Origin of the sequence: Pseudomonas sp. SJZ079 (genome assembly GCF_007993865.1) — a bacterium.
Lineage (GTDB): Bacteria > Pseudomonadota > Gammaproteobacteria > Pseudomonadales > Pseudomonadaceae > Aquipseudomonas.
In genome coordinates this window covers 128,681-146,500 of the sequence record NZ_VIUH01000005.1, presented here as the reverse complement: position 1 = coordinate 146,500, position 17,820 = coordinate 128,681, and the positions used below count along the sequence as shown (strand labels likewise).

Here is a 17,820-nt window from a genome sequence, read left to right as displayed (position 1 = left end):
TCCACATACTTTAGACGGGCCTAGCGCAATACAGGCCCCTGGAAGCCCATCCAGATGGCCAGATGCTCAGCAACACTGGCGCCGAGCTTTTTCGCAAATCGGTCAAACGACGATTCCTGCACCGTGAAATCAACCAGTTCTTTTTCGCCGATCACTTCTCGCGCCACGTAACTGGTGTTACCCAACGCGTCGACCAAACCGAGCTTCAAGGCCTGCTCCCCCGACCACACCAACCCCGAAAACAGCTCAGGGTGCCCATCGACCTTCAACCGCTCACCACGCCCCTGCTTGACACTGTCGATAAACTGGCGATGGGTGGTTTCCAGAACCCCCTGCCAGAAGCGCGCCTCTTCCTCCTTGGGCGGCTGGAACGGATCGAGAAAGGCCTTGTGCTCACCCGAGGTATAAACCCGGCGATCGACCCCCAACTTCTCCATCACTCCGACAAAACCAAAACCGGCAGCCGTCACCCCGATAGACCCGACTAAACTGGCCTTGTCGGCATAAATCTGGTCTGCCGCACTGGCGATGTAATAAGCACCCGAGGCACCGAGATCGCTGATCACCGCATACAGCTTGATCGCCGGATACTCCACACGCAGCCGGCGAATTTCATCGTAGATATAGCCCGACTGCACCGGACTGCCACCCGGACTGTTGATCCGCAGGATCACACCCTTGGTATTGGCATCCTCAAACGCCGCGCGCAGACTGCCGACAATGTTGTCGGCGCTGGCGGCCTCTTGATCGGCGATCATTCCGCGCACCTCAATCAGCGCAGTATGGCTGCCACTACCTGCAACCCCCTTTTGCAGATTGAACAGCGGGGCAAGCAACGCAAGCCCCGCAAACAGATACACAACGATCAGCAACTTGAAGAAAATCCCCCAGCGTCGCGCCCGACGCTGCTCTTGCACGCTAGCCAGCAGGGCTTTCTCCAGCAACTTCCAGCTTTTATCTTCGCCCTCTACCGCTGCCGATGCTTTCCATTCATCCGCCATAACCACCCACCTCAACTCGTTGCTCATCTGCGCACTGCTCAAGCCAAGTACGCAATTCGGTAAAATTCTCTATCGCCAACTTAGGCGCATGCTCGCGCAAGGCCGACAAAGGCATGGCACCGTAGCCGACCGCCACGGAGTCAATCCCCGCGCGTTGCGCCATTAACAAATCGAAGGATGAATCACCCACCATCAGAGCCTGATTCGCCGCAACGCCGCAATGCGCCAGAATCTCTTCCAGCATAAGCGGATCCGGCTTACTCGCCGTCTCGTCTGCGCAGCGAGTGGTATCGAAATAATTCAACCAGCCTCGCCCCGCCAGCACCCGCTGCAATCCATGCCGCCCCTTGCCCGTCGCCACCGCCAAGCGATAACCCGCCGAGCGAAACACCTCCAGCGCTTCGGCAACCCCTGGAAACAAGGCCGAAGGTTGCTGCTCCAGCGCCAGATAATGTTCACTGTAGCTGCAGCGAAAGCGCTCAACACATGCCGACTCGACGAGATCTGGATACAAGCTCTGGATCGCCTCGGGCAAGCCAAGCCCGATAATACCCTTGACCCGTGCATCGCTACGCCGCACCAAGCTGCAGGCATCGGCCGCGCAATGCATCGCCTCGACGATACGACCGATTGAATCGACCAAGGTGCCATCCCAATCGAAGATCAGCAGCCGGTAATCAGACACTCAGCCGCTCCAGCGTGCGCTTCCACACCTCATCGACCGGCGCCTCCAACCGCAGCTCACCGCCATCCGGCAAGGGCACCACCAACTCATAAGCATGCAGAAACAGACGCTTGCCACCCAACTCACGAATCTCGCGACTGAAGTCGTCATCGCCGTATTTGCTGTCACCCGCAATGCAATGCCCGGCATGCTGGGCATGCACACGAATCTGGTGAGTTCGGCCGGTTACCGGCTTAGCCTCCACCAGGGTGGCGAACTCGCCGAAACGGCGCAGCACGCGAAACAGAGTCAGCGCCTCCTTACCCTCATCACTGACCTCAACCATGCGCTCCCCCGAGCGCAGATTGCTCTTCTGCAAGGGCGCATTCACCCGCTTCTTGGCGGTTGCCCAGTGGCCGCGCACCAACGCCATATACCGCTTGTCCACACCATCGCCGCGCAGGGCCTCATGCAAATGGCGCAACATGCTGCGCCTCTTGGCAATCATCAACAGCCCAGACGTGTCGCGATCGAGGCGATGCACCAACTCCAGCTCCTTGGCATCTGGACGCAACTGGCGAAACGCCTCGATGACCCCATAATCCAAACCACTGCCGCCATGCACGGCGATACCGGCCGGCTTATTCAGCACAATCAGCGTTTTATCCTCATACACCACTGCCGCCTCAAGCCGCTCAAGCAGCCCGCGCGCCAGCGGAGCCGGCTCATCACGCTCAGCCAGACGCAAAGGCGGTACGCGAACGATATCGCCGACCTGCAACTTATATTCTGGCTTGATCCGACCCTTGTTCACGCGCACTTCGCCTTTGCGCAAAATGCGGTAAATCAATGTCTTGGGCACACCCTTGAGTCGAGTGCGAAGAAAGTTATCGATACGCTGGCCGGCGAGTTCCGGCGCAACCTCGAGCAGCTGAACGCCGGAGGTTGGAAGGGCAGGAGTTGTCATCCGGCGATAATAACAATTTTTATGGATTTGAAGCACTTAATCATTGCTGCTATAGTCGCGAACGCCGCCAAAAGCGGCCTGGTATGCGGATGATCGCCAAAACTGCCATCCCCAACCAACGCAACCCATTCAGGACGCGGGGCCGTCCGACGGGTTCTTCAGAGATAGAAAGGCCGCGAAGGTCCCTCGAAGAGTTCGGAAATAAAGCCTTAACACATAGATGCGCAGCCATCCCCATTGGACGGTTGCGGTAAATGCCAACCCGCTACGGATTCTGCGAGCGGCACAAGATTTTCAGCGATACGTGTAGGGTGGAGATGTACAACTGCTGGTCTGCGTAGCAATTAGCTTTACCAAGACGCTTTATCTCGTCCGCTACCAGCAATTGATTCCTCCTCCTGACTTAGTGCTTTCTGTCACCACAGCGAGCAGGAGACGTCCGTCGCGGCCCAGTCCAACTGGCTGACCGTCGCTTGACACTGAAACGCCTTACGACCGTTTCTGACGCGCCTGACACCGACCCTGAGAGTCGTGTGTGCCGAACGCCGCTTCCGGAAGCACCGGAAACCGACGGTACTACATGAAAAGAATGCTGATTAACGCAACTCAACCCGAAGAGTTGCGCGTTGCTCTGGTCGATGGCCAACGCCTGTACGACCTGGACATCGAATCGGGCGCCCGCGAGCAGAAAAAGGCCAACATCTATAAAGGCCGTATCACTCGCGTCGAGCCTAGCCTCGAAGCGGCCTTTGTCGACTTCGGCTCAGAGCGTCACGGTTTCCTTCCCCTCAAAGAAATCTCCCGCGAGTACTTCAGCAAGGCTCCCGAAGGGCGCGTCAATATCAAGGACGTGCTGAAAGAAGGCCAGGAAGTCATCGTTCAGGTCGAGAAAGAAGAACGTGGCAACAAGGGCGCAGCCCTGACCACCTTCATCAGCCTGGCCGGCCGCTACCTGGTACTGATGCCGAACAACCCGCGCGCCGGTGGCATCTCACGCCGCATTGAAGGCGAAGAGCGTAACGAGCTGCGTGAAGCGCTGAACGGCCTCAACGCCCCGGTCGACATGGGCCTGATCGTACGCACCGCCGGCCTCGGCCGCTCCAGCGAAGAAATGCAGTGGGACCTCGATTACCTGCTGCAACTGTGGGGCGCCATTAAAGAAGCCTCACTGGATCGCGCTGCACCCTTCCTGATCTACCAGGAAAGCAACGTCATCATTCGCGCGATCCGCGACTACCTGCGCCAGGACATCGGCGAAGTACTGGTCGACAGCGTCGAAGCGCAAGAAGAAGCCCTGAGCTTCATCCGCCAAGTGATGCCGCAGTACGCCAGCAAGATCAAACTCTACGAGGACAGCGTTCCGCTGTTCAACCGCTTCCAGATCGAAAGCCAGATCGAAACCGCCTTCCAGCGCGAAGTCAAACTGCCTTCCGGCGGCTCGATCTTTATCGACCCGACTGAAGCCTTGGTGTCGATCGACATCAACTCGGCCCGCGCGACCAAAGGCAGCGACATCGAGGAAACTGCCCTGCAGACCAACCTCGAAGCCGCCGAAGAAATTGCCCGTCAGTTGCGCCTGCGCGACATCGGCGGCCTGATCGTCATCGACTTTATCGACATGACCCCGGCGAAAAATCAGCGCGCCGTGGAAGAAAAAGTTCGCGAAAGCCTCGAAGCCGACCGCGCCCGCGTGCAAGTTGGACGCATCTCGCGCTTCGGCCTGCTGGAAATGTCCCGTCAGCGTCTGCGCCCCTCCCTCGGCGAAAGCAGCGGTATCGTCTGCCCACGCTGCAATGGCCAAGGCATCATTCGTGATGTCGAATCGCTGTCGCTGGCGATCCTGCGCCTGATCGAAGAAGAAGCCCTGAAGGATCGCACCGCCGAGGTTCGCGCCCAGGTGCCAATCCCAGTCGCCGCGTTCCTGCTCAACGAAAAGCGCAACTCGATTACTAAAATCGAGCTGCGCACCCGTGCGCGCATCGTGATCCTGCCGAACGATCACCTGGAAACGCCGCACTTCGAAGTTCAACGCATCCGCGACGACAGCCCCGAAGCCCAGACCAACCAGTCCAGCTACGAAATCGCCACCACTGAAGTGGAAGAGGTCGTTGAGGCCAGCGCCACCCGCACCCTGGTACGCCAGGAAGCCGCAATCAAGACCGCACCGCAGCGCACCGCAGCGCCGACCCCGGTCGAGCAGGCCGTCGAGCCGCAAAAACCTGCGACCGAGCCTAGCCTGTTCAAAGGCCTGGTGAAATCGCTGGTCAGCCTGTTTGCCGGCAAGGAAGAAGAAAAGCCTGCAACAGTTGTAGAGAAAAAAACCAGCGAGCGCCCACAGCGCAGCGATGAGCGCCGTAGTGGCCGCCAGCAGAATCGCAGCCGCGGCGGTCGTCGTGACGAAGAGCGCAAGCCTCGCGAAGAACGCGCGCCACGCGAGGAGCGTCAACCGCGCGCCCCGCGTGAAGAGCGTCAACCACGTGAAAACGTAGAAGTTCGCGAGCCACAGGAAGTCCGCCAGGCACGCCCACCACGTGAGCCGCGCGAAGGCCGCGATCGCAAACCACGCGAAGAGCGTCAAACGCGCGAGCTGCGTGCCCCCTTGGACGCACCTGAAACTGCTAGCGAGGAGACTCTCGCCGAACGCCCGCAACGTGAGCCGCGCCAGCCGCGCCCACCGCGTGAAGAGCGCCAGCCTCGCAGCGAACAAGCGCCTAAAGTAGAAGCAGAAGCAGAAGAAGCACTGCCAACCGAGGAGCAACTGCAGGACGAGGAACAGGATAGCGCCGAAGGCGAACGCCCTCGCCGCCGTTCACGTGGTCAGCGTCGTCGCAGCAACCGCCGCGAGCGTCAGCGTGATGCCAATGGCAATCTGATCGAAAGCGCCGAAGAAGGCAGCGAAGGCGGTAGCGAGGCCCCGGCTCAAACAGCGGCTGCACCCACCGTTGCCGCCGTCGCGCTCGCGACTACTGAAGAAGCGACTGCTGAGCCGGCAGTGACCGAGCAGACAACCGAGGAAACAGTTGCCAAGCCCACGCTTGAAGCGGCTGCAGCCGAGCCAGTCAGCATCGCCAGCAATGAAACTGCCGAAGTAGCTGTCGACGTGAAAGAGGCCCAGGCCAGCGAAGTCGAAGCGCCGCCTGCGACTGACACCGCCGCAGCTCAAGCAACCGAAAGCGCAGTAGAGGCTGAACCAGCGCCGGCAGAGATCGCCCGCGAAGTTGAGGCCGAAACGAGCGTCGACACCCCTGCAGCAGAACCTGCCGAAGGCGCTGTAAGCGCAGCCGAAGCAGCGCCAGTGGTAGTGACTGCTGGCGGGCGTGCACCGAACGACCCTCGCGAAGTGCGTCGACGCAAGCGTGAAGCCGAGCGCCTGGCCCGCGAAGCAGCCGAAGCGCCAGCGCCACAGGCCGAGGAAGCCCAAGCTGAAGCCGTTGCCGAACCCCTAGCGGAAAGCAGAGCGGCTGACGACAACAGCGCATCGGCAGAGCCTAAAGCTCAGGCTGCAACTGAGGCGCCAGCCAACCCGGCTGCCGAACCAGACAGCACAGCCACCAGCGAAACTGAAGCTGAAACTGGAACTGAAGAGCAAGAGACTGAGCGCGCGGTTAAACCCCACGCCTGAAGCGATTCAGCGGCATAAAAAAGGGGATGCTTCGGCATCCCCTTTTCCTTTGTGGTGTCTCTCAACGGGCCGACCACCAAGCCGCTAGAGCTCAGAGCACGTTAGGCTCAATCTCCAACTCAAGCGCAAAACGCTGAGCAATATCCGCCTGAATACGCCGCGCCAGCGCCAACAGCTGCGATCCCGTGGCCTGACCATAGTTGACCAGAACCAAGGCTTGCAGGCGGTGCACACCGGCATCACCCTCGCGAAAACCCTTCCAGCCCGCCCGCTCGATCAACCAACCCGCCGCCAACTTCACTCGCCCATCCGCTTGCGGGTAGGCTACCAAGCCCGGATACTCGCGACCCAGGCGCTGTGCCAGTTCGGCCGACACTTGGGGGTTCTTGAAAAAGCTGCCGGCATTACCCAGCACGGCCGGATCCGGCAGCTTCTCATTGCGAATGTCACAGATCGCTCGACTGACATCGACCGCAGTCGGCGCATCAATGCCCTGCTCATTCAATCGCTGACGCACAGGACCGTAGTCCAGATGCAGAGGCGCCGTGCGACTCAAGGCAAAGCGCACCCGCAAAATCACCCAGCATTCTGGCTCGCGCTTGAACAGACTGTCGCGATAGGCGAAGGCGCAGTCGCTCAGGGTAAATTCACGCAGCTCACCGGTCCGCCGATCCAGCGCCGTCAACCCGGCGAACACGTCCTTCAACTCGACGCCGTAGGCGCCGATATTCTGCATCGGTGCGGCACCGACCGTACCCGGGATCAGGCTGAGGTTTTCCAGCCCGACCAAGCCGTGCTGCAACGTCCACTGCACGAAAGGGTGCCAGGACTCGCCGGCCTCCGACTCGACCAGCACCCGTTCGCCGTCGTCGTGCAACACACGAATACCGCGACTGACCATGCGCAGCACCAACGCCTCGACATAGGCGGTCAACAGCAGGTTGCTGCCACCCCCAAGCAGTAATACTGGCAAGCGCTTGCCCGCCGCATAGGCCAGCGCCTCGCGCACCTGATCATCGTTATGCGCCTCAGCAAACTCACGCGCATAGACCTCAACCGCGAAACTGTTATGCGCCTTGAGCGAGACTCGCTCCTGCACAGACAAACTCATAGACGCCCCTTCAGCTCGACCAGCAATGCATCACTGGCCTGTTCAATCAGATCCAGCACCCGCTCGAAGCCCTGCTCGCCGCCATAATAAGGGTCGGGCACTTCGTCCACGGCCAATTGATAGCGACGCAGGAATAGATCGAGCTCGGCCGAGCTGTTGCCGGGGCGCAGACTGAGGAGATGACTCAGGTTGCTGTTATCCATAGCCAGAATCAGATCGAATCGGGCGAAGTCGCTCATCGACACCTGGCGCCCACGCAAGGTCGCGAGATCATAGCCGCGCTGCTGCGCCGCCTGCCGAGTGCGGACATCCGGCGCCTTGCCGACATGCCAGTCACCCGTACCGGCAGAATCGACCTCAATACGATCGGCCAGGCCCGCCTCACGCAACTTGTGGCGCAACACGCCTTCGGCAGTGGGCGAGCGGCAGATATTGCCCAGACAGACAAACAAAACCCGCATCAAGCCCCCAAGAGTCGGCGCACGCGCTCGAGATCTTCCGCCGTATCGACGCCCGCCGGCGGCGCTTGCAGCGCGTCAGCCACATGGATACGCACGCCGTGCCACAGAGCACGCAGTTGCTCCAGACACTCGGTATCCTCCAGACAGCAAGGGCCCCAGGCGACGAAATCATGCAGAAACTGTGTGCGATAGGCGTAGATACCGATGTGCCGACGATAGGGCACACCGTGCGGTAGCTGCTCGCGGTTGCCGGCAAACGCATCGCGCGCCCAGGGTAAGGGCGCACGACTGAAGGTCAGTGCCAGACCATTGAGGTCCGTCGACACCTTGACCACATTCGGATTGAACAGCGCAGCGGCCTCCTCGATCGGCTCGGCCAGGGTGGCTATCGCCGCCTCGGGGTGAGCGGCCAGATTGGCCGCCACCTGATCGATAATCGCGGGAGGGATCAGCGGTTCGTCTCCCTGCACGTTGACCACGATGGCGTCGGCGGCCAACCCCAGCGCAGTGGCAACTTCGGCGAGGCGATCGGTACCGGAATTATGCTCGGCGCGAGTTAACTGCACCTCGGCGCCAAAGGCCCGACACGCCTCGACAATCCGCGCATCGTCGGTCGCCACCACCACCCGCTGCGCGCTGCTCTTGCACGCCTGCTCCCAGACGCGCTGGATCATCGGTTTGCCGGCAATCTCCTGCAGAGGCTTGCCCGGCAGGCGACTGGAGGCGAAACGCGCAGGAATCACCACAGTAAACGCTGTGCTCATTTACTTATCCAGGCGCTCGTCGACGTTGAGGGTACGCGCTTCGCTTTCCAGCATCACCGGAATGTCGTCACGCACCGGAAAAGCCAGGGCATCGGCCTTGCAGATCAGCTCGGATTTATCGGCGGCAAGCTTCAACGGCCCCTTGCACAGTGGGCAGGCCAAGATATCGAGTAGTTTCGGGTCCATGGGAAATCCTTGAAGGAAAACGATTGCATCGGCCGACACTAGGTGCACAACGCCATGCAGGATTAATCGGCGAGCGACAGCAAGCGGGTCAGCTGCCCATCGAACCAGGTGATAAAAGCCACAGAAGGCTCGGCATCTACCGCCAGGTACCACCAGTCATCAGCGGCAAACGCTCGGCACTTCACCGCATCTTTCTCCGTCATCAGCACAGGATGCGCCGGACTGAAATCCAGCAGTTCAGGGCTGTACTGCGCATGGTCGGTAAAAGCATGGGGAATCGCTCGCCAGTTTAGCGCCTCCAGCGTATTGAAGAAACGCTGCGGGTTACCGATGCCCGCCACGGCATGTAGGCGTTGTTGCGCTGGAAAATGCGTCAGCGGGCGCTGCTCGCCGCTGCGCAGATTGACCAGCACGCGGGGCCGCAGGCTGAAGGCATAGCCGCCTTCTGGATCGCTGGCGGCGCCGTTGTAGAGCAACGCATCGACACTGTGCAGACGCTCGACCGGCTCACGTAGCGGCCCAGCCGGCAGGCAGCGCCGATTGCCCAGACCGCGCGCCGCGTCGATCAACACCAGTTCCAGATCACGAGCCAGACGGTAGTGCTGCAGGCCATCGTCACTGAGGATCAAGTCCAGGGGTTCTGCTTCGAGTAACCCACGCACTGCGCGGCCACGGTCCGGATCGATCATCAGCGGCACGCCACTGCGCTGCACGATCAGCAACGGCTCATCACCAGCCACGCTGGCGACCTGATCGGCCTGTACCCGCCAGGGCAACTGTGGCGGCGCAGCACCGTAACCACGACTGACCACCCCGACCTTGAGGCCTCGGCGCTGGCAATGCTCGATCAACCAGAGAATCAGCGGGGTTTTACCGGTGCCGCCGACGGTGATATTTCCGACCACCAGCAGCGGAACCGGGGCACGGTAAATATCCCCCTCGCCCGCCAGGAAACGCGCACGTTTGCGCCGCACGACTCGACGGTAGAGCAGTTCCAGCGGGCGCAACAGGTTGAGCGCCGGATGACCGGCGTACCAGGCGGATAGCAGACGTTCGGCCAACGATGCCATCAACGAGAGGCCATCAAGGCGCAGCCTGCGCCTCGACCGTGGTAATGCGCAGGTGAGCAAAGCCCAGTTTGCCTGCTGCATCCATGGCCGTGATCACCGCCTGGTGTGGCGTCTTGGCGTCGGCACTGATGGTCAACGGCAGGCTGTTGTCGCCCTCCGATTCTTTTTGCAGCGCGGCGATCAAACTGTCCAGGCTACTTTTCAGCAATTGCCGGCCGTTCAGCGAGTAACTGCCATCGGCGGCGATCAGCACCTCCAGTTGCTTCAGCTCGGTCTGTTCCGGCGGCGTGCCACTAGCGGCTTCTGGCAGGTCGACCTTGAGCTGAGTCTCGCGGGTGAAGGTGGTGGTGACCACGAAAAACAGCAGCAGGATAAACACCACGTCGATCAAGGAAGCCAGGTTGATCTCGACATTTTCCCGCGGTTTGCGTCGAAACTTCACGCCTTGCCCTCTCCCAGGTCGACGTCACGATCACCCTGCACCACCTCCACCAGCTTGATCGCTTCCTGCTCCATGCCTACCACCAGCTCATCGACCCGACGCTGCAGGTAACGGTGGAAGAACAGCGCTGGAATCGCCACCATCAGACCGGCCGCGGTGGTAATCAAGGCCTTGGCGATACCCGCGGCGAGCAGCGGAGCATTGGCCATCCCTGAACCCATAAAGGAACTGAAGATTTCGATCATGCCCAGCACGGTACCCAGCAAGCCGAGCAGCGGGGCGATACCGGCGATAGTGCCGAGCGCATTCAGGTAGCGTTCCAGCTCGTGAATGACCCGTGCAGCGGCCTCCTCGATGCACTCCTTCATGATCTCGCGACCGTGTTTGGAGTTGGCCAGACCGGCGGCCAGAATCTGCCCGAGCGGGGAATCGGCACGTAACTCTTTAAGCTTTTGGTTATTGAGCTTTTTGTCTTTGATCCAGCGCCACACCTGACCGAGCAGGTGAGGCGGTGTGATGCGGCTCGGCCGCAGAGTCCACAAGCGCTCGGCAATGATGCCGGCCGCAGCGATAGAGCACAGTATGATCGGCAGCATCATCCAGCCGCCAGCTTTGACCAGTTCCCACACGGTGGCAAATCCCCTTTGGAAAAGTGGCGCCACTCTAGCATAGGGTCACCTCAGCGCCGACCGTCGCCGTTCTCATTTTTCCCGCCAGAATCGCGCGTGCTGACGCAATCCCCGGCCCGCGGCAAAGGCGCCCAACTGCACATGCAGCGCACCCTGCTCAACCGTGTCATAGATTTTTGCGGAGACGCCCTCATAGCGAGCGAGCACCGTGGGATGCGGATGACCGAAGTTGTTGTGCTGCCCACGCGAGATCAGCACCGCACGCGGCGCGACCGCCTGCACAAATGCCGGCGAGGACGAGCTGCGACTGCCATGATGCGGCGCCAACAGCCAGTCGGCGCGCACATCCAGTCCGCTCTCAAGCAACGCGCGCTCGGCACGGCTATCGATATCGCCGGTCAACAGCATGCGCTCACCAGCGGCTTCAATCAGCAAGACACAGGAGGCCTGATTCGCATTACTCGCCTCCGACCAGCGCCAGGTGCTGAAACGCACCCCATCCCACTGCCAGCTTCGCCCTGCCTCACAGGCTTGCGCCTGCAGCGCAGCGGGTAACGCGGCAGGCTCACCACTGACCACTCGCTCGATCGCCATGCCCCGCTGAACCGCGCGAGCACCGCCTGCGTGATCATTGTCGGCATGACTGATCAGCAGCAGATCAAGTCGGCGCTCATCCAGACCGCGTAAGCTCGGCAGCACCACTCGTTCGCCGATATCAAAATCGCCGAAGCGCGGCCCCGCGTCATATAACAGCGTATGCCCATGGGTACGCAGCAATACCGCCAGCCCCTGCCCGACATCCAGCACCCACACTTCGGCCTGACCAAGTGCCGGGCGTTGTTGCGGGGTGTAAAACAGCGCAAGCAATAAAAGCCAGCCCAGGCTGCGCAGTGGCACGCCTGCTGGCAATAACAGCAGCACAGCACCCAGCGCACACAACAACCAGGACCACAGCGGCAACACGCTGGGCTGCCAGGCCGGCAACCAGTCGGCGATCTGCGCCAACAGCATGAACAGCAGATCGAGCAGCCCGCCAGCCACCCATAACAGTGCCTCACCCACACCAAACAACGGCAATAGCAGGGTTCCCAACAACGCCAGAGGTACAACCGTCAAGCCAACCCAGGGCACCGCAATCAAATTGGCGACTGGCCCACTGGCGCTAACAGGTAATCCCAGCGCCAACAGTAGCGGCAACAATCCCACAGCCATCGCCCATTGCGCCCGCCCCAGCGTCTGCCACCAGGTCCAGGCGCCCAGACGGCCACCGAAAATCAGCATAAGCAGCGCCACCGCCCCGAAGGACAGCCAGAAACCCGGCTGTAGTCCGGCCAAGGGTTCCAACAGCAAGACCACAGCCAACGCTGCCAGCAACGGCAAACCGGTGCCCAGGTGGCGAAATCGCCAACGCCAGAGCAGCACCAGGCCGACCATCATGCATGCCCGCCGAACCGGAACCTCGAAACCCGCCAGCATCCCGTACCCCAGCGCGCCGGCAAAAGCCAACACGCAGGCACAAGGCAACCAAGGCCACGCTTTCGGCCACCACCCCAAGCGGGCCAAGCCCGCAATCAGGCCATACAGCAGCCCAGCCAAGAGGGCGATATGCTGACCGGAAATCACCATTAAGTGCACCGTGCCGGTGTCTTGCAGCACCCGCCAATCGGCCACCGACAACCCCGAACCATCCCCAAGTACCAAAGCCGCCAGCGCCCCCTCACGACCGTGCGCCGGACTATTGAGCATGCGTTGGCGCATGCTGTCGCGCCAAGCGCCGGGGCCAGTCGCGGCAGCCAACCGGGTACCCGTTTGAACCGTGCCGGTGGCGCCAATGTGCCGCGCCAGTAGCCAGGCCTCGTAATCGAAGGCTTGCGGATTGACCAGGCCGCGCGGACGCTTCAGCCGTACCGCCAGCCGCCAGGTTTCACCGGCGCGCAACTCGGGCCCGCCATACCAGGCCAACCGCAACCGCTCGGGCAGCTTGGCCCGACGCGAGGTGACCTGCTGCAATTGAAAACGCACAACGCCATCGCTCACTTCCGGCAAGCCGGACACCCGCCCCTGCAACCACAGGGTGCGACCATCCAGCTGCGGATCCAGGCGATCATCCAACGCCCATTGCGCGCTGACGCACGCCCAACTGAAGCCAAAGAGAAAAAAAGCCAGCGGATAACTGCGAAAGGGCAACAACAGCAGACCGATTATCGGCAGCAGGTATAACAACCAGACTGGCGGCAGCGTCGGTAAAAATCGCAGCAGTAACATACCGGCCACCAGCGCCAACATCCCTATGCGCATCGCCACACACTCCTTGTGCTTGCACCCCGCCGATACGGCCAACGGTCTGCATTCGCTTATCTGCTGTCACAAAGTGTGAAAGCAGACCGCCATGAATCTGTGCATAATATTGACGCTGTTAGCCTGCCAGAGAGCCCCCATGCCGCGTCGCTTATTCAAGCGCTACATGCCCAACCCGAATCGCATCAAGGACAGCAAGTCCCTGCGGTTTCTTGGCACTCTAATCCACGACCCCAATCTCTGGCACCTCAATCGCCACTCCGTCTCTCGCGCCATGGCCATCGGCCTGTTCTGGGCGATGATTCCCATGCCCCTGCAGATGCTCGCCGCCGCCGCCATGGCCATTCCCGCGCGCGCCAATTTACCGATTTCCATTGGTCTGGTCTGGCTGACCAATCCGGTCACCATGCCGCCGGTGTTTTATTGCAGCTACAAGTTCGGTGCCTGGATGACCAACACCCCCCCCTTAATGATGCCCGAGCACATCAGCCTGAGCTGGGTCGGCCAAGTCATGCAAAGCCACTGGCAACCGCTCTACCTGGGTTCATTGGTGCTGGGATTGATCTTCGCGCTGCTGGGTTACCTGGCCACCAACAGCTACTGGCACTGGTGGGTGCGGCATAACTGGCGCAAGCGCCAGGAAGCGCGCCGTAATCGCGCCAACAAGGATTGAGACGAAAAAGCCGTTACTGAGTAACGGCTTTTTCTTGGAGAGAGACTAGCTCACTCGTAGCGCAAGGCCTCGGCGGGCTGGATGCGCGATGCACGCCAGGAAGGGTACAGCGTGGCGAGAAAGCTCAAGACCAGGGCCGCCGTGCAGATCAGCAGCACATCCGGGACCTGCAAGTCCGATGGCAAGTTGTTGATGAAGTACACATCAGAGCTGAGCACCTGCTGGCCGATCGAGCGCTCCAGCCAACCGACCAGCTGACTGACATTCAATGCCGCCAGTACACCCAGCACGCCACCGATCAGCGTACCGATCACGCCTATCACCGTGCCCTGAACCATGAAAACTCCCATGATCTGCCGGGGCGTCGCACCCAGGGTGCGCAGAATGGCGATATCGGCGCCTTTATCGGCCACCACCATGATCAAGGTGGCAATGATGTTGAATGCCGCCACCGCCACGATCAACAACAGCAACAGGCCGATCATGGTCTTTTCCATCTTCATCGCACTGAACAGACTGCCCTGGCTCAAGGTCCAGTCACTGGCGCGGTAGCCTGCGCCCAGCTCCGCGACCACGGCGGCCGACACCTGCGGCGCCTGGTAAAGGTCTTGCAACTTCAGGCGTACGCCCTGCACCTGCCCCGGCTGCATGCGTTGAATCTGCGCGGCATCGGCGACATTGATCAACGCCAGCGAACTGTCCAGCTCGGCACCGACCTTGAAAATCCCGACCACATTGATCCGCTGCATGCGCGGGGTGATGCCGCCGGGCACCGAGCTGACTTCCGGCACGATCAAGGCCAGCTTGTCGCCTACTTTCAGTTGAAAGCGTCGCGCGGTGATCTCGCCAATCACCACGCCGAACTCACCCGCCTGCAGGTCCGCCAGGCGCCCCTGCACCATGTGATCGCCAATAATCGAGACCTTCGGCTCCAACTCGGGATCGATGCCGTGCAGCTGAATCGGCTGCATCGCACCCCGGTAGGAGAGCATGCCCTCCAGCTCGGCAAACGGCACCGCAGCCAGCACTTGCGGGTTTTTCCTGGCGGCAGCCGCCACCGCCGACCAATCATCCAGCGGTTGCACGCCGGCGATACTGGCATGCGGCACCATGCCGAGGATCCGCGCGCTCATTTCCTTCTGAAAGCCATTCATCACCGACAGCACCACGATCATCGCCAAGACGCCCAAGGCGAGGCCGATCATCGAGGTCAGCGAAATAAAGGAGATGAAATGATTACGCCGTTTCGCCCGGGTATAGCGGGTACCGATAAAGATACTCAGAGGGCGGAACATCAGGCGGCCACCAACTTGCCATCTTCCAGGCGCAACACCCGGTCCATCTGCTGGGCCAGTTGCATGTCGTGGGTGACCACCAGAAAGGCGGTCTGCGACGAACTGCTCAGCTCCTTCATCAAGTCCTGAATGCCCTGTGCGGTGTGGTGATCGAGGTTGCCGGTTGGTTCATCCAACATTACCAAGCCGGGTCGATTGACCAGCGCCCGGGCAATCGCGACACGCTGGCGCTCGCCGCCGGACAGCTCCGCCGGCTTGTGCGCCAGGCGATGGCCAAGACCGACGCGCTCGAGCAACTGCGTGGCCCGCTGGCGCGCCTCGGCAATCGCCGTACGGCCGATCAGCAAGGGCATGCAGACGTTCTCCAAGGCGCTGAACTCCGGCAACAGGTGATGAAACTGGTAAACGAAGCCCAGGGCCCGATTGCGCAGCAAACCGCGTTGCTTTTCATTCAGCGCCGACAGCTCTTCACCGGCCAGCCAGACGCTGCCCGTAGTGGGCGTATCCAGGCCGCCGAGCATGTTCAGCAAGGTGCTCTTGCCTGAGCCCGAACTGCCGACAATCGCGATCCGCTCGCCAGGGTGCAGTTCAAGCGTCAAGCCATCCAGCACCACCACCGATTGCGGGCCTTCTTCATAGCACTTGCCGAGGTTGCGACAACTCAGAACGGCCTGATCCTGCTTCACTAGGTCACCCATAACTTGATTATTCATAACGCAGTGCCTCCGCAGGCTGAGTGCGCGCCGCACGCCAAGCCGGATAAAGGGTCGCGAGAAAACTTAGAACCAAGGCCGCGCCGCACACCAGCAGCACATCCTCCAGCAACAGCTGGGAAGGCAGGTAATCGATGAAATACACATCGGCGTTGAGAAATTTCATGCCCAGCGCTCGCTCCAGGGCGGCGATACCGGCGCTGACATTAAGCGCCGCGCCGATCCCCAGGAGCGCGCCGAGCGCCGTGCCGAACACCCCGATCACGGTGCCCTGGACCATGAAGATCGCCATGATCTGCCCCGGCGTCGCACCCAGGGTGCGCAAAATGGCGATGTCGCCTTTCTTGTCGGTAACCACCATGACCAGGGTCGAGATGATGTTGAAGGCGGCCACTGCAACGATCAGCAACAGGAGCAGACCGATGATGGCCTTCTCCATGCGAATCGCCTGATACAGGTTGCCGTGGGTGCGCGTCCAGTCACGCGCATAAAAATCGCCATCGCCGAGGCTTTTCGCTAACTCCCAGGCGGTTCTGGGTGCTTGGAAGAGGTCGGCGAATTTCAGCCGTATCCCCTGCACTTGCTCGGCCTGCCAGCGCTGCAGGCGGGCCAGGTCTTGCACATGGGTCAAGGCCAGGTAGCCGTCGATCTCGCCTGCGCCAACATGAAAGATGCCGACCACGGTGAAGCGCTTGAGCCTGGGGAACATCCCGGCGGGCGTCACCGTCACTTCCGGGGCGACGAAGGTGAGCTTGTCGCCGAGACCAACCCCCAGCTTGGCGGCGGCCTTATCGCCGATCACCATGCCGAACCCACCCGGCTCGAGGTCTTGCAGGCGCCCTTGCTGGAAGAAATCGCCAATGATCGAGACCTTCGCCTCTTCCTGCGGATCGATCGCATTGATCAGCACCTTCTGCACCTTGCCCTCATGCGTGAGCAGGCCCTGCATCTGGCTGAACGGTGCCACCGCCAACACCTGCGGATGCTGCAGGGCGGTATCGGCCAGCTTGCGCCAGTCAGCAACCGGCGTAGCGCTTTCTACTGTGGCATGCGGCACCATGCCGAGCACACGGGTACGCATCTCATGATCGAAGCCGTTCATCACCGACAGCACCACGATCATCACCAGCACACCGAGTGCCAGACCGATCATCGAGGTCAGGGAAATGAAGGAGACGAAATGGTTGCGGCGTTTGGCGCGCGTGTAGCGCGTACCAATAAATACGAACAAGGGTTTGAACATGGCGGAGGCTGATTCGCGGGAAAGAGGAACGTCCTTGTGGCGGGGCTAGGCAAGCAGCTTTACACTCAGACCACCACTGCTGCCATGGGTTCGCCATGCCGACTCAAGATGAAGATGATCGCCGCGAATACTATCGTATCGACGACACGATCGCACTGGAATTCACCCCCCTGTCCGGTGCCGACGCACTGGCCAGTGACGAGCTTCACGACAGTTCTCCGCTGTTTAACCTGCTCAGCGAGCTGCACCTGATGGACTTCGAGTCGCAGCATTTGCTGCGGCATATCAGCGAACGCGATCGCACCCTGGCCAACTACCTGAAAGTCGTCAATAAACGTATCGACCTGCTCGGCCAAGCCGTGGCGCTGAGCCTGATGCGTGATATTGGCTCACCCAAGCAGGTCACGCTGTCCGAAGGCGGCGTCAGCTTCAACAGCCCACACAGCATCGCCGTCGACAGCCACCTGGCGATCAAGATCGTTCTGATGCCACAGGCGCTGGGGCTGTTGCTAAGGGCCAAGGTAATCCATTGCCGCCCCCTCGCCGACGAACAATTCGAAATTGGTACAGAGTTCGAAGCGTTGACCGACGCACAGCGCCAGTTACTGGCCCGACATATCCTACAAAAGCAGGCACTGGAACGCCGCCAGGCCCGCGAACACCCCTACCCCTCTGGATGAG

General features: G+C 61.0%; 17 protein-coding genes. 3 read left to right on the top strand and 14 right to left on the bottom strand.

What is annotated here, in order from left to right; genetic code table 11:
- Window positions 1–20: 20 nt before the first annotated feature.
- Genes FBY03_RS07415 through rluC form a run of 3 tightly spaced genes read right to left on the bottom strand, consistent with a single transcriptional unit; the run spans window position 21 to window position 2,632 of the window.
- Window positions 21–1,001 carry a S49 family peptidase gene (locus tag FBY03_RS07415; RefSeq protein WP_147171612.1) on the bottom strand — a complete coding sequence of 327 codons (981 nt, stop codon included), beginning with the start codon at window positions 999–1,001 and terminating at the stop codon, window positions 21–23.
- Window positions 991–1,686, bottom strand: coding sequence for an HAD-IA family hydrolase (locus tag FBY03_RS07410; protein ID WP_147171555.1), 696 nt, complete (start codon window positions 1,684–1,686; stop codon window positions 991–993). The genes FBY03_RS07415 and FBY03_RS07410 overlap by 11 nt, the downstream gene beginning before the upstream one ends.
- Window positions 1,679–2,632 (bottom strand): 23S rRNA pseudouridine(955/2504/2580) synthase RluC, encoded by a 954-nt coding sequence (rluC, locus tag FBY03_RS07405; protein WP_147171554.1) that lies wholly within the window; start codon window positions 2,630–2,632, stop codon window positions 1,679–1,681. Before rluC ends, FBY03_RS07410 begins: the two co-directional genes overlap by 8 nt.
- Before the next feature lie 580 nt (window positions 2,633–3,212).
- Between rluC and rne the strand changes: the two genes are divergently transcribed.
- Complete coding sequence (gene rne, locus FBY03_RS07400; protein WP_147171553.1) at window positions 3,213–6,254, top strand: ribonuclease E; 3,042 nt, start codon at window positions 3,213–3,215, stop codon at window positions 6,252–6,254.
- A gap of 91 nt (window positions 6,255–6,345) precedes the next feature.
- On the opposite strand, the gene murB is transcribed toward rne, so the two are convergent.
- The 8 genes from murB to FBY03_RS07360 all read right to left on the bottom strand — a co-directional run bounded on the left by murB (window position 6,346) and on the right by FBY03_RS07360 (window position 13,215).
- The gene (gene murB / locus FBY03_RS07395; RefSeq protein ID WP_147171552.1) at window positions 6,346–7,365 is read right to left on the bottom strand and encodes a UDP-N-acetylmuramate dehydrogenase; all 1,020 of its coding nucleotides are present in this window, start codon (window positions 7,363–7,365) and stop codon (window positions 6,346–6,348) included.
- Window positions 7,362–7,826, bottom strand: coding sequence for a low molecular weight protein-tyrosine-phosphatase (locus tag FBY03_RS07390; protein ID WP_147171551.1), 465 nt, complete (start codon window positions 7,824–7,826; stop codon window positions 7,362–7,364). Before FBY03_RS07390 ends, murB begins: the two co-directional genes overlap by 4 nt.
- Entirely contained in the window at window positions 7,826–8,590 is a 765-nt protein-coding gene (gene kdsB, locus FBY03_RS07385; protein WP_147171550.1) for a 3-deoxy-manno-octulosonate cytidylyltransferase, read from the bottom strand. Before kdsB ends, FBY03_RS07390 begins: the two co-directional genes overlap by 1 nt.
- Window positions 8,591–8,776, bottom strand: a complete 186-nt coding sequence (locus FBY03_RS07380) for a Trm112 family protein (protein ID WP_147171549.1) — start codon at window positions 8,774–8,776, stop codon at window positions 8,591–8,593.
- 62 nt (window positions 8,777–8,838) lie between these two features.
- Window positions 8,839–9,846, bottom strand: a complete 1,008-nt coding sequence (lpxK, locus tag FBY03_RS07375; protein WP_147171548.1) for a tetraacyldisaccharide 4'-kinase — start codon at window positions 9,844–9,846, stop codon at window positions 8,839–8,841.
- A 13-nt stretch (window positions 9,847–9,859) separates the two neighbouring features.
- Window positions 9,860–10,288 (bottom strand): biopolymer transporter ExbD, encoded by a 429-nt coding sequence (locus FBY03_RS07370; RefSeq protein ID WP_025167406.1) that lies wholly within the window; start codon window positions 10,286–10,288, stop codon window positions 9,860–9,862.
- The gene (locus FBY03_RS07365) at window positions 10,285–10,917 is read right to left on the bottom strand and encodes a MotA/TolQ/ExbB proton channel family protein (RefSeq protein WP_147171547.1); all 633 of its coding nucleotides are present in this window, start codon (window positions 10,915–10,917) and stop codon (window positions 10,285–10,287) included. Before FBY03_RS07365 ends, FBY03_RS07370 begins: the two co-directional genes overlap by 4 nt.
- Window positions 10,918–10,989: 72 nt before the next feature.
- Window positions 10,990–13,215: a DNA internalization-related competence protein ComEC/Rec2 gene (locus tag FBY03_RS07360; protein ID WP_256677876.1), complete on the bottom strand. Its 2,226-nt coding sequence runs from the start codon at window positions 13,213–13,215 to the stop codon at window positions 10,990–10,992.
- Window positions 13,216–13,354: 139 nt separating this feature from the next.
- Here FBY03_RS07360 and FBY03_RS07355 point away from each other — a divergent pair, with 139 nt between their 5' ends.
- Window positions 13,355–13,888 (top strand): DUF2062 domain-containing protein, encoded by a 534-nt coding sequence (locus FBY03_RS07355; RefSeq protein WP_147171546.1) that lies wholly within the window; start codon window positions 13,355–13,357, stop codon window positions 13,886–13,888.
- 50 nt (window positions 13,889–13,938) lie between these two features.
- Here FBY03_RS07355 and FBY03_RS07350 read toward each other — a convergent pair whose 3' ends face one another.
- Genes FBY03_RS07350 through FBY03_RS07340 form a run of 3 tightly spaced genes read right to left on the bottom strand, consistent with a single transcriptional unit; the run spans window position 13,939 to window position 17,139 of the window.
- Window positions 13,939–15,183 carry a lipoprotein-releasing ABC transporter permease subunit gene (locus FBY03_RS07350; RefSeq protein ID WP_147171545.1) on the bottom strand — a complete coding sequence of 415 codons (1,245 nt, stop codon included), beginning with the start codon at window positions 15,181–15,183 and terminating at the stop codon, window positions 13,939–13,941.
- Entirely contained in the window at window positions 15,183–15,881 is a 699-nt protein-coding gene (lolD, locus tag FBY03_RS07345) for a lipoprotein-releasing ABC transporter ATP-binding protein LolD (RefSeq protein WP_147171610.1), read from the bottom strand. Before lolD ends, FBY03_RS07350 begins: the two co-directional genes overlap by 1 nt.
- Window positions 15,882–15,888: 7 nt before the next feature.
- Complete coding sequence (locus FBY03_RS07340) at window positions 15,889–17,139, bottom strand: lipoprotein-releasing ABC transporter permease subunit (RefSeq protein ID WP_147171544.1); 1,251 nt, start codon at window positions 17,137–17,139, stop codon at window positions 15,889–15,891.
- Window positions 17,140–17,234: 95 nt separating this feature from the next.
- Here FBY03_RS07340 and FBY03_RS07335 point away from each other — a divergent pair, with 95 nt between their 5' ends.
- Window positions 17,235–17,819 (top strand): PilZ domain-containing protein, encoded by a 585-nt coding sequence (locus tag FBY03_RS07335; RefSeq protein ID WP_147171543.1) that lies wholly within the window; start codon window positions 17,235–17,237, stop codon window positions 17,817–17,819.
- Window position 17,820 lies beyond the last annotated feature (1 nt).